The sequence below is a fragment of the Erysipelothrix amsterdamensis genome, from assembly GCF_940143175.1.
Classification (GTDB): domain Bacteria; phylum Bacillota_I; class Bacilli_A; order Erysipelotrichales; family Erysipelotrichaceae; genus Erysipelothrix; species Erysipelothrix amsterdamensis.
Map to the genome: position 1 here is coordinate 55,361 of NZ_OW659496.1, position 13,014 is coordinate 68,374.

Genomic DNA, 13,014 nt, shown 5'->3' on the forward strand with positions numbered 1-13,014 from the left:
AAACTAGAAATGGAGTCGATACTTATGAAAAAACGAATTACACTATTATTATGTATTGTATTATTAACAGGTTGTGGTGCAAAGACAGAACCTGAAGAAGTGCTTGAGTCTAAAACACTTACAACAAAAGATGTGGAACTTCTAAAAAAACATGGCTTGGATGTTACTGAGAGTAATGAAGTTAAGGTTGATAAAGATGGTAATATGATCTTTACAGTTGATGAAAAGGAAGTTAAAGTTCCATTTACTTTACTCGATGATAAAGAAGCAGATAAAAAAATCAAAGAAACATTGAAGCAACAAATAGAGTTATCTGAAAAAGATACAGAAGCGAAAAAGAATTCAAAAAAAGACACCAAAAAAGATTCGAAAAAAGAATCGAAAGCAGACGATTCTAAAGAAACTAAAAAAGAAGAGAAAAAAGAAACTGCGAAGAAACAAGACAAACCTTCTGAGAAGAAGGAACCAACGGTGACTTATCGTGAAGCGAAAGACTATGAGTCGATTGCATTTTCAGAGGAATACCGCGAGGATGCATCAATGAATAAAGGCGAGAGTTATGTTCAGCGTGATGGAGAAAACGGTAAGAAAGAAATTGTCTATAGCGTAAAAGTTGTGGATGGTGTTGATACGGAATGGACTGTGAAAAGTTCTTCAATCGTTAAAAATCCTGTAAATAAAATTATTGTGAATGGAACTTATGAAGCAAGAGGATCAATCAGTGATGGTTATGCAACAGAGGTTTATAACCTTATAAATGCGAACCGTCGTGCTAAAGGATTAAGCAATCTAACATGGTCAAACAGTCTTTATAATTCAGCGCAAATAAGAGCAAAAGAGATTTCAGTTCTATTTGAACACACACGTCCGAATGGACAATCGGTTTTATCAATGGCCAATGATATCAATGGTGAAAATATTGTATATGGTCGTATAGATATGGATTACTTAGTGAACTTATGGATGAATTCTCCAGGACATTATGGTAATATCATGAACGACCTTAATTACACTGCAACGGCAGTATATATTGAAGATGGTTATGCATACGCAGTACAATTATTTGGATACTAGTAAAAAAGCGTACTTCTCAATTTGAGAAATACGCTTTTATTTTGATCTAAGCTAAACGACCTGTTGCTTCAAGATAAATATTTGTAAAGTAGTTTACGGAAATAGGCGATATTAGAATACTGAAAGCATATTCTAAGAGGTTTCCTTGCGCGGTTCCGGGACCAAACATTGAATCCAGGAGTGTTCTTAATAAAAATTGAGCAAATACAATGGCAAGAGTGAAACCAAAAATGCGTAAACGGTAGCCTTTGCTGATTTCAAAGCATTTCTCAAAGAGATTATTATCTTCTGGGAAATCCACAATCACAAAGCTTAAAATTGAGAAGGCAATTGCAATCATAATACCAGGAACAACGAATAATATGAGTCCAAGTGTAATTGCAAGCCCAGAAAGTAGGTAAAACTTTAGGGCGCGTCCCCAGTCAACATAGGAAGCGACTTGTTTTACGAGGTCCCAATTCAGTTCCGCATCCTCAAGACGACTGAAGAAAACAACCATCTCGACAAGACCCTGGAGTAACATCGATATAATGCCAATAATAATCATGAGAAATGCTGAGATTAAGGGATCAACTCCAAAATCGAGGAATCCAAGCGCAAATGGAATTACGAGGACGACAATTGATATGATAATAATTTGTAAATAATTATGAAGTAGACTTTTCTTTGTCATAAGTTCTCCTTTATTTTTGTGCTTCAATATGGTTCATAAGTATCGTCGCGTCATTTTGATCGATGCGATAAACTTTTCGATCAACCACAAGCTTATCTTCAAAGACTGAGATTTTCATGTGCTTCTCGTCCTTAAATGTGAGTTCCATATTATAGGTTTCGTCAGGTTGTGATAACTGACGTGTAGAGCCTTTTAGTTCAATTGATTTTAAAAGAGTGATACTTTCGACAATACGATTTGTATCTTGCGTAGTGATTTCGATCTCTTTGTAGTTGTATATTATCGTCTCAACTTGAGTTGGGTCGATAGATTGGAGTTTTCCTTTAGACAAGTAATTGGGAAGACCCATCAGGACTAAAACACCGATACAAACAATAAAGACAATGATTCTTGAGTTTTTTTTCATGTTTCCCCCTTTATCTCAATTATAACGGATTTTAATAGCAAAATGTTGCGGTATCATATTTTGAACATTGGCATGTGTGTGGAGGTAAAATAAAAAACCACTGATAGGTGGTTTGAAATTTAATATGGTGGAGATGGCGAGAGTCGAACTCGCGTCCAAGAAGTGTTCCACATTCGAATGTCTACAGTTTAGTCTGTTTCTAAATAATCAAAGTTCAAGCTCCAGACAAACCTTCCTTTGATGTGCTCTAAAATTTTCGTGGCATACACCGAGCAGTGCTGGCCCTTATTCTTTGTGAGTGAGTTGATATCGTTTGCCCAAAGACCAAACGCCCGATATCAGGCTGCAGCGTTAAACGCTAATTAAGCAGCGAATTGTAAACTGTTGTTTCCAGTTAATTTTTTTTAGCTATTAGGTAGCAACTCCACTGCAATTCGAATCAAACGAAATCCTGTCGAAACCATGACATCCCCAGGACCACCATTATAACAATATTTCCGCAAAACTACAATAATTAGACGTTATCGTAGCTCTTTTTAAAAAATATCAGATGGTGTATTATAGATGGAGAAATAGAGGGACAGAAATCATGAATAGAGAAGTTTTAAGAGATAAAAAACGTATTGTTGTGAAAGTAGGGTCGTCATCCCTTACGCATAAAGAATCAGGAGATTTAAATTTTCGTAAACTCGAACAGCTTGTACGAGTTTTAGCGGATTTAAAGAGCCAAGGTAAAGAAGTTGTGCTTGTTTCTTCTGGAGCACAAGCTGTTGGTCGAAAGGCTCTAAATCTATCTCAAATCCCCGATAAAATGGCTAAGAAACAAGCATTAGCGGCGATTGGTCAAGCCAAATTAATGATGACATACCAGCGTTTATTTGCGGAGTATAATCAAATTGTTGCGCAAGTCTTACTTACAAAACATACAATGTTTAAAGAAGAAAGTCGTAATAATGCGAAGAATACCTTCCATGAACTACTGGAAATGGGCGTTATTCCGATTGTGAATGAGAATGATACCGTTGCAACTCACGAAATTGAGTTTGGAGATAATGACCACCTCAGTGCGTTTGTACTTGCGATGATTGATGCAGACTTACTCATTATTCTTTCGGATATTGATGGGTTTTACACGGATGATCCCTCACAAAATGAAGATGCACGACTCATCGAATATGTGGAGAAAATTGATGAACGTCATTTTAAAATGGGAAAAGAAACAAGCTCATCTGCAGTTGGTACGGGTGGTATGAGTGCCAAGATTGATGCAGGTCGCATTGTGACCAGTTCAGGAGCGGATATGGTCTTGGCGAACGGGAAAGATGTGAACATTCTTCATCAAATTCTTGATGGAGAAGTAGTTGGAACTTATTTTAAAGCAAATAAATCAGAATCGTTTGATTTAGAAGCTTATTTGTAGGAGGAACGATGAAAGACATTGGAATAAATGCGAAAGAAGCATCGCGCTCACTTGCATTATTAACACAAGAACAGAAAAATGATGCCCTTGGTCGTATTGGTGAGGACTTATTACGTAATGCATCCCAAATTATCGAAGCGAATCAATTGGATTTGGAAGCGGCAGATCAAAATGGAATTACTGGCGCATTGCGTGATCGCTTAGTTTTAAATCAAGCACGCATCGAAGCGATGGTACAAGGACTAAATGAACTTACGCTGTTAAAAGATCCAGTGGGTGAAGTTTTAGAGGTTTTAGAACCTGACAATGGATTGTACATTGAAAAAGTATCCGTACCACTGGGTGTTATTGGGATTATTTATGAATCAAGACCCAATGTAACGGTCGATGCTTTTGGTCTATGTTTTAAAAGTGGCAATGCGGTTGTATTAAAAGGTGGAAAAGAAGCGATACATACTAATATAGAACTTGAACGGATTGTTCGTGACAGCCTGACGGATTTAAAAATAAATCCCAACTGTGTCCAAGTTATTAAAGATACACGTCGTGAAGTAACGACCCAACTTATGAAACTTAATGAATATATCGATGTACTGATTCCACGAGGGAGTGCGGGCTTGATTCGTGCCGTTGTGGAAAACAGTACTATACCCGTTATTGAAACGGGGGCAGGGAATTGTCATATTTATGTGGATAACGATGCGGATGTATCGATGGCTTTAGATATTATTGAAAACGCGAAATGCCAAAGATTGGGTGTGTGCAATACGATGGAATCTTTAGTCGTACATAAAGATATTGCACCAACATTTTTACCTTTATTAGTGGATAAACTTCCTCATGTTGTTTATCATGGTGATTTGGTTGCATGTGAAATTGTAGATACAATGGTTCTCGCGAATGACGATGATTTTAGGAAAGAGTATTTGGATTTAGAAATGTCGGTTAAGGTTGTAGATTCTTTAGAAGAAGCGATTGCGCATATAAATTTCTATAATACGAAACATTCTGAAGCAATCATTACAAATAATGAGAAGACGGCTCAACGCTTTACGCAAGAGGTTGATGCTTCAACGGTGTATGTAAATGCATCTACACGCTTCACAGACGGCTCACAGTTTGGTTTTGGGGCTGAGATAGGTATAAGTACTCAAAAGTTGCATGCGCGGGGTCCAATGGGCTTAAAACAGCTTACATCTTATAAATATATCGTAAAGGGAAAGGGTCAGACACGTGTCTGACCCTTTTTCTATTTATCGAGTGTTGTCATTAAAGAACGATCATAGAAAGTACTTCTACGAGATAGTTCTTCATTAAAGGTCTCAAGCCCATCGCGCTCGACCAATGTTGGTTCTTTTGAGAATAAATCAGTACCCAAACCAAGACGGTGCCCATCAATCTCGACACCCATTGCGGAAAGTGTTGTCGGGAAGAAATCAACCGGAGAAAAGAAACGGTTATGAGTTTCTGCTGATTTTTGGGGAGCATTAAGAATTAAGTTAAAAACAGTTCGTTGATAACTTGGATCAAAATGCTCAAAGAATTTTTTATCCATGCTTAAGTGATCACCAGTAATTAGAACGGTAGTATCCTTATAAAAAGACTGTGCTTGAATCCAACGCACAAACTTAACCGTCTCTGCCTGAGAAAATTGAATTACGTTAGCATACTGAGAATCGTGTGGTGTGGGTGCGCCTTCTTGTAAGTAGCCATCGGGGAAATGTGTATCGGCAGTTTCCATTGTAAAATTAAAAGGTTTCCCGGTTGCGGAAAGACGTGTGATTTCATCTTTCGCAAAACGATACAGTTTATCATCTTCATAACCCCACCAAACTTGATAATCTTGAGGAATGAGGCCTTCATTACGGACATGGTTTAAATCGAATATATTAAATTCACCGTGCGAGGTGAAGTAGGTTGTAAGTCCACCGAAATCAGCATCAGCCCCAAACATAATGGTTTGTTCGTATCCTTGATCATGAAGAATATCTCCAATACCGCGTGCACCCGGTAAGAAATATCCAGACTTACCGTAATCTTGACCCTCTGCTGGAACTTTTAAAGGAATCCCCATGCCCATATTTACCATAGCTGCTACAGACCATCCAGAACCATAAGTCTGGAAAGGTCCTCCAAATGTGTCATTATGCGAAAAACTAATACCTTCTTTCGCAAGTTCAGTCATCTCTGGCATCAAATTCACATCCATGTGTCCACCTAATTCTTTAGGTAGGTAAGAGTTCTCCACAGACTCTACATAAATATGAATTAGATTGCGTTTTTTTTCTGGAAAACGAAGTAAATCATCACTTGGTTTGACATAATTGGCTTCAATATACGGAGATTTACTTGCGACAGAAGTTGCGACTTCATCTAAACGTAAGCGTTTCACCCCATACACCGTACCCACTAAAGCGAGTACAATTCCAATGATTAAGGTTGATGTTCGTAATTGCTTAGCAGTAATTACTTCACGACGGTGCTTTCTAAAAATATGTAAGTCTTTTTTGTTTAAGAGGACAAGCGCAAATACAATACCAACAAGTGCAGTCTTTACAACGGGTTTTAATAATTCTGCCATAACACTGTCACCGGTTCCCTTAACGGGTGAAATTAGGTTAAAGATAAACTGCTCTGGCGTTAATGCACCAAAGAAAGCTGTAAACCAACGTGAGAAGAAGAAAAATGCAGCCCCAATCACAATAAGAATAACAAGAATACTATTCGCAATACGATGACCGCGTGTACGAACATAATCTCCAGGAATGAAAATTATCGTATTATTGATAATCGCTTGAAGAAACATGAGGAGTAATCCGACAGGCAATGAGACAAGCACAAACTTAAGTGCAAAATTTAAAGAATAAGCACTGCTCACTAAAACTTGGGGTTTCTCCAAACCGAAACGGATGAATAATACCGTTACAACATTAACAAGAATGCCATAACCTAAAAGATTAACCCAAAGGGATTGCTTTTGGTGTTCTTGGTTCATTAAGTGTGTACTTAAAAAACCAAAAAACAATGCAATAAAACTATATGTCATTATTTGTATAATCATAGTAATACCTCGAATCTATATAAACAAAGGATACAATAGGAATCCCAAGCATACAAGATGAAAATGCTCAGAAAAGAGAAAAAGAGCCAGTTGGCTCTTCTATCCTTGTTTATCTTTAAGAATTGTCGCTTGTGAAGCAGCGTGAATCGCTTTCGCAAAGCCATTTGCATCAAGGGCACGAACGCCTTCGATTGTTGTTCCACCAGGGGAACAAACACGATCGACAAGTACATCAGCCGGTTCGCCACTTTGACTTAAATATTCTGCACTTCCTGTAACTGCTGCGCAGGTAATTTTAAGTGCAGTATCATAATCAAAACCTTCATCAAGTACTGACTTCGCAAGTTCATCGATAAACTTAAATACAAATGCAGGGGAACTCCCAGCAATCCCAATAAAACCACTAAATTGTGATTCGGGAATTGAAACAAATCCACCGAGTGCATCAAATATCCCTTGAACTTCGATGAGTGCGTCGGTAGTGACACGGTTGTTGTGACAAATCGCGGAAATTCCACGTTGAATCGCAACATTTAAGTTAGGCATAACTCGGATAATGGGCATGGAACCTGATAAAACTTCGATATCCTCAAGGGTTTTTTTAGCCGCAATTGAAACTAAGGTTTGATGATCTAAAACAGGCTTAATTTCTGCGAAGATGGTTTCAAACATTTCAGGTTTAACAGATAAAAACAATAAATCAACTGTTTGCGCACATTCTTGATTTGATTTACAGGGATGGACACCGAGAATCTGAGCTTTATCACACGTTGATTCGTAGGTTCTCCCACTAATATAAATCGAATCCTTATTATCAATGCCTTTGATGATTGCATTGGCCATATTACCAACGCCGATAAATCCAATTTTCATAATTCACCTCACGAGACTAAAACAAGTCTTCTTTATACATTACACGATGTACTTGCTGTACCCATTTCTTAAATTCCACAAAATACGCATCGTTCTTTACAAACTGAGGTCGGTGCAGTTCACCATAAACACCTTGTTCGTATCGATTTCGTACGTTGTGATTTGCTTGAGTGGGTGCAATATCTTCAATACAATTTACGGTATAACTTAAATCAGTATTTGCACTACAAATATAAATGCTTGCCGGATCAACAATATTCATGGTTGACAACTTATCCATCGTTAAAAATGTTTGACCTTCAATTTGTGGCATATAATACTCAATAATATGTTGTACAAGGAAGGTATGAAGTGATAAGTCAAAATCATCGCCAATTAAAGTACTCCCCATTAAAGCATCAAATAACGCGAAAATCTTATTCACAAAATCATAGGTTCCTGAAGGAAATTCACCAAAGGGAATAGTGTAATTTCCTTCAATTCCCTTTTTCACGACTTTTAATTCGTATTCCCAAAGATCTTTTCCCTTATGCGTGAATGCGTAATACGCTTCGATTACATTTGGAAATAGTGTGACTAACAGAGCACTTAATAAGGGCTGTGCTTTTTCAAACGCTAACTTTCCGATTGGGTCATGTGTTCCCGAGAATGGGGTTATGTTGTTGTCGGTAAAGAAATTAAAATAAGCTTGATGATCGTAATAGGGTTCTACACCAATGTGCATACGACGAATAAACATACACACATCTAAGAGGGTATATTTAATCGCAATTTTGTAAACAGATTGTCGCTCTATAATGAAGTTCAAAATAGACAACATCGTGTGTTCGCCATAATACGTATCATATAAGTTTTGAATTACGGGAATGTCCTTAGTAAGAATCATGCCTCTCCCAAACGAAAAGTCTGTAGGTGAAGCAGTAAAAATAATAATGGCGCGATTGTTGATGCGTTTAAAGAGACTTTCACTGACAATTTCTTGATATTGATTAAATACAATTTCATAAACAAATACTTGCCCATCAAGAATCATTTCATAAGCGAGAACCATATTATCTTGTGCGAAGATACGGTAATGACGTTTTGCCTCATCACGGAGATTGAACAATTCAATTGAGGGGTGATCATATTTAGGATTATCACGTGTTTCAAGTAAATAATTGAGGTAAAGACCGTTATTCATTTTTCTCAAAAACGCAAAGGATGATAAGAGTGATGATTTACCAGAGGCATTATCACCATAAATATAGATACGCGGTTTTACGGTTCCGCGCTTATTTTTAAACTCGACTCTCAAATCTTTATAACATCTAAAATTCTTTAGTGTTAGACTACCAAACATTAAAAGACCTCACTATTTTAAGTATTTATCCATCCAGTTGGTAATTTCTTCAAGTCGTTTAACACGAGCTTTAGGTTTACCAGTACGTGAAAGACCATGGTTTTCTCCACGTAACCAAACAAAACGTGTATCAACGCCGTTTTCTTTGATATATGTGAAGAATTGCATACCTTGTTCGATCGGACAGCGATAATCTTCATCCGAGTGGATAAAGAGTAACGGTGTTTTCACGTTGCGAGCATATTTAAGTGGCGATTGATGCCACATTTTTTCAGTGTCTTCAATTGGATCTGCAGCCGTTTGATCGTCTGCAAAGTAAAAGCCAATATCCGATGTACCATAGAACGAAATCCAGTTAGAAATAGAACGTTGGGTCGCAGCACATTTAAAACGATCTGTGTGACCAACAATCCAGTTTGTCATAAATCCACCATACGATCCCCCCGTTACACCAACACGCTTAGGATCGATTGCATAGCGATCTAAGACAATATCGGTAAACTTCATTAAGTCATCATAATCAACATCACCATAACGACCAAAGATATCCATAAATTCATTTCCATAAACATCTCCACCACGAGGGTTAGTAAAGAAGACAATATAGCCTTTGTTTGCCCATACTTGCATTTCATGATAGAAAACATCGGAATAGATTGTTTTTGGTCCCCCATGAATATCTAAGATAGCAGGATAAGATTGAGTAGGGTCGTAATCTTGCGGTAAAAGAACCCAACCATCAAGCAATTGCCCGTCATTGGTATACTCAAAGTGTTCAGGTTTTGCAATGTATGTGTCTTTAAGACTTGATTGATTAAATTCAGAAATCTTCGAGACTGTGTTATTTGTGAGGTCAAGACGATAAAGTTCTTGGAGGTTATTGTTATAGAGTCCAATACCGTAAAAATCATCGTTAAATTTAACCCAAGCATCAAGACTTCCTAATGCATCAAATGCACGTTCGATGGAAGTTCCATCAAAACTATAGAGTACAGTTCGATCACGGTATGTTCCTACAAAATAATAGATATCATCGACGACACGGTTGGTTACTGATCCGGCAAAACGAACATCACTACCAATTGAACCCCAAGCACTTAATCCAAAATCTTGGATTTTAATGAGGGCATTGTGAGTGATTTGATATAAATCACTGTTTTGATTAATACCATGTTTTTGGAGGTTACTTCCCAATGCGTAAACGGTATCGTTAATCATGAATACAGAACTAAAAGAAAAATCATGTTTTGTGTAGAGCGCTGTTTCTTCGTTTTTCTTAAAATCATACAAATAAAGATCTTGGAAGAAATCAGGTTTACCCATTGCAACTTCACGTGCATAAATCATACACTGTTTTTCTTTATCAAAATGATAGAGCGAAATGTCTTCATTTTTATCTGAGAGTGCGGTGTAACGATCTTCATCAATCGTATAGATAAACAATTGACTGCGTTTCGCTTGATTAAAACCGCCACCATTTGAGTAGAACGGAATTTCTTCAAAGACTTCGTAGTATGTGTTAGTTTCCGTTTCCGCGTTATATTTCGATCGTGCTTCATCGTCACCTTCAAGGAAAACGTGATCTGTGACACTTAAACTTCCGGAAAGTAATAAATGATTATCATCAATAACTTTTAAAAATCCTACTGGAAACTTGAAAGTATATGCGTGATTTAATTCGCCGGAATGAATGTCATAACGGTAAAACACTGAATGCTTCGCTTTGAGAGCATTCTTTTCGGATTCGATACGTGAAGTGGGGATTAGAAGGGTATCATCAGTCTCCCAAAAATAACGCGAATCATTTCCTAAATCAAAAATACGTTTATGCGTTGATCCATCCGTTAAATATAAATCATGAACATAATCATTTTCATCATAACGTGCATTTGATTTGATAAATGCCATGTGTTTCTTAGCAGGACTTGTCGTAAGTGAAGCCAAATAGGTATATTTCAGAAAATCTTTTAATTCTAATTGTTTCATATGTGTCACTCCTTTTTAGAATTATATCACAATCACGCCAAACAGAACCGTTTAAGCATAAAAAAAGGAGTTGGTGTTACCAACTCCTTAGACATTCAAAATTAAGCATGGATTACTTAGATCGTTGTTCCTTTAAAGGAATAAATAGTCGAAGGACTGGAACCATCACAGCTGCGACAATACCGACCGCAAACCCGGTATTATATAGGTTCATCCCTGCATGCAAGGAACCAGAATTAAGAACAACCGAAGAGTTTATAAATCCAGCAACAACACCCCAAATAAATCCGAAGTCTCCAGCAATTGGTGCTAGGGCGGTACAAAAAAGAGCACCAAGTAGTACTGCAGGTTGATCTAAAGACCAACTCTTGGTAAGGCCACCGAGGTAGATCCCGATAAAAATAGGCGTAATATTTTTCCAATGCTTCCCAGCTCCTGAGAAACCAATTATTGTGAGAATACCGCCAATATTGGGTCCATTAAGTGCACCTTTCGCAACGACAAGCACAAAGAATAACGCTAAAAATCCGTTCACGGACATATTAATTAAAACAGCACCAAGACCATATTTTTTATAAAAATCGTTATCACCATGTCCTGTTTCATGAAGCAATTGGCGATATTTTTTAAAAGCATCATGATCACTGAGCCAACCGATATAAAACAGCAAGAGAAACAAAATTGATAAGACAATTGCGGAGGGAACCGTATATTGAGTCGTTACGATCATGCGTTTATAGGGAACATAACCGTATGATTTCATTACGGATACATAGAGCGTACTCATAATACCAATCGCGAAACCAATATTCGCGAGGCTATAACCGTCATGAACTTTATATAAAGAACGTGCGACGGGTTTAATCGTAAATCCAATCGAGAGACCTACCGTAATACTCAAAAATAATCGTAAGTATAGAGGTAGGTTCACGACAAACATTAACTCACTTACAATTGGGGAAAAACTTGTAGCAAGCAACGATATATGTACGATATCCTTGTATGGCTCTTTGGTAACGAGTGCATAAAGATATGTACCAATGAGAATCGGAATAATATTGACAATGTTTTTACCAAACAATCCGAAACTTAACATAAGCATAATTGAGGCAATAACCGAACCTGAAAATTCGGTCTCAGAATACATAATGATTAAAACGGAAACAAGCGTGATCAGACCAGCATTAAAGAGTGCTGCGCCAACGCCGCCGATTGCGAAATAATCGGTAATCAAAATATCTGACTGAACAATGATCTGAATCATTCCAGAAAAAATAGCTTCAGGTGAATCAAGAACAAAAGCAGAGCCAATAAGTAAAACACTTAAATATAAGAAAAGCCGGTTTGTTTGATTACGCATAAATCACTTCCTTTTTCATAAATATAACTTAATTTTTCTTAAATAAAAAGCATTATATGAATAAAAGAACACCCAGAAAACAATAAAAAGAACGCATAAGCGTTCTAAAAATTGTTCTTTGAGTTTTCATCGTCGATTAAATTTCGGATATCAAGCATTTTTTGATCCGTTTTCGCAATCGTCTCTGCACAGTCAAAAAGTTCTTCGGATACTAACTCTATATGACGATGATCTTTTTTATAACGGATTTCATGTTCCAACGAAGCCCAAAAATCCATGGCAATTGTACGAATTTGAATTTCTACTTTAGCGTAATGTTTTCCATCTGAAAGAAAGACGGGAACCTCCACAATTAAATGAAGACTGCGGTAACCGTTCTCTTTAGGAAATTGAATATAATCTTTAATCTCAAGGACTTGGATATCGTCTTGATTTGAAATCATATCTGCGACAATATAGATATCATCGATGTATGAACAGATTACCCGAACGCCTGCAACATCATTTAAGTGCTGAGGGATTGAATCCACATTCAAAGGGACTTCAAGTCTAAGCAGCTTTTCCACAATACTTTGTGGTTTTTTAACGCGTGATTTTATGGTTGTAATTGGATTTCGTGTCGTAAGTGTTCCAAGTTCTCTGTCCAAAATTTCAAGTTTGGTGGTGATTTCGCGTACTGCGCAATCATATAAAAGCATTAAAGCAATGAAATTTTTGGTTTGATTTACAAAGTCTGTGGGCACTTTAAATTTTTGATTATTAATAATAACTTCATTTCGTGACATAAACTCACCTCTAATATTATTTTATCATAAAATA

At 37.1% G+C, this 13,014-nt stretch carries 11 protein-coding genes and 1 other RNA gene; 3 read left to right on the plus strand and 9 right to left on the minus strand.

All coding sequences use genetic code 11. The features are described 5' to 3' along the window. The first annotated feature begins 24 nt into the window (after positions 1-24). Positions 25-1,074, plus strand: a complete 1,050-nt coding sequence (locus NMG63_RS00265; protein WP_254007095.1) for a G5 domain-containing protein — start codon at positions 25-27, stop codon at positions 1,072-1,074. Positions 1,075-1,120: 46 nt separating this feature from the next. On the opposite strand, the gene NMG63_RS00270 is transcribed toward NMG63_RS00265, so the two are convergent. From NMG63_RS00270 to ssrA, 3 genes are all read right to left on the minus strand, one after another. After that, entirely contained in the window at positions 1,121-1,747 is a 627-nt protein-coding gene (locus NMG63_RS00270) for a hypothetical protein (RefSeq protein ID WP_254007096.1), read from the minus strand. 10 nt (positions 1,748-1,757) lie between these two features. Continuing rightward, entirely contained in the window at positions 1,758-2,153 is a 396-nt protein-coding gene (locus NMG63_RS00275; protein ID WP_254007097.1) for a hypothetical protein, read from the minus strand. 125 nt (positions 2,154-2,278) lie between these two features. After that, positions 2,279-2,626, minus strand: a transfer-messenger RNA (tmRNA) gene (gene ssrA / locus NMG63_RS00280). 116 nt (positions 2,627-2,742) lie between these two features. On the opposite strand from ssrA, the gene proB reads away from it, so the two are divergent. Continuing rightward, positions 2,743-3,573 (plus strand): glutamate 5-kinase, encoded by an 831-nt coding sequence (gene proB / locus NMG63_RS00285; protein WP_254007098.1) that lies wholly within the window; start codon positions 2,743-2,745, stop codon positions 3,571-3,573. Between the two features lie 8 nt (positions 3,574-3,581). Beyond that, complete coding sequence (locus NMG63_RS00290) at positions 3,582-4,814, plus strand: glutamate-5-semialdehyde dehydrogenase (protein ID WP_254007099.1); 1,233 nt, start codon at positions 3,582-3,584, stop codon at positions 4,812-4,814. Positions 4,815-4,822: 8 nt separating this feature from the next. On the opposite strand, the gene NMG63_RS00295 is transcribed toward NMG63_RS00290, so the two are convergent. The 6 genes from NMG63_RS00295 to NMG63_RS00320 all read right to left on the minus strand — a co-directional run bounded on the left by NMG63_RS00295 (position 4,823) and on the right by NMG63_RS00320 (position 12,980). Continuing rightward, positions 4,823-6,634, minus strand: a complete 1,812-nt coding sequence (locus NMG63_RS00295; protein WP_254007100.1) for an LTA synthase family protein — start codon at positions 6,632-6,634, stop codon at positions 4,823-4,825. A 99-nt stretch (positions 6,635-6,733) separates the two neighbouring features. After that, on the minus strand, positions 6,734-7,507 hold the full coding sequence (gene proC / locus NMG63_RS00300; RefSeq protein ID WP_254007101.1) for a pyrroline-5-carboxylate reductase: 774 nt from the start codon (positions 7,505-7,507) through the stop codon (positions 6,734-6,736). A gap of 16 nt (positions 7,508-7,523) precedes the next feature. After that, the gene (locus tag NMG63_RS00305; RefSeq protein WP_254007102.1) at positions 7,524-8,849 is read right to left on the minus strand and encodes an AAA family ATPase; all 1,326 of its coding nucleotides are present in this window, start codon (positions 8,847-8,849) and stop codon (positions 7,524-7,526) included. 12 nt (positions 8,850-8,861) lie between these two features. Further along, positions 8,862-10,835, minus strand: a complete 1,974-nt coding sequence (locus NMG63_RS00310; RefSeq protein WP_254007103.1) for an alpha/beta hydrolase family protein — start codon at positions 10,833-10,835, stop codon at positions 8,862-8,864. 112 nt (positions 10,836-10,947) lie between these two features. Then, positions 10,948-12,195, minus strand: a complete 1,248-nt coding sequence (locus NMG63_RS00315) for a DUF1576 domain-containing protein (protein ID WP_254007104.1) — start codon at positions 12,193-12,195, stop codon at positions 10,948-10,950. Positions 12,196-12,299: 104 nt separating this feature from the next. Continuing rightward, positions 12,300-12,980, minus strand: a complete 681-nt coding sequence (locus NMG63_RS00320) for a GTP pyrophosphokinase (RefSeq protein WP_003774069.1) — start codon at positions 12,978-12,980, stop codon at positions 12,300-12,302. Between the last annotated feature and the right edge of the window lie 34 nt (positions 12,981-13,014).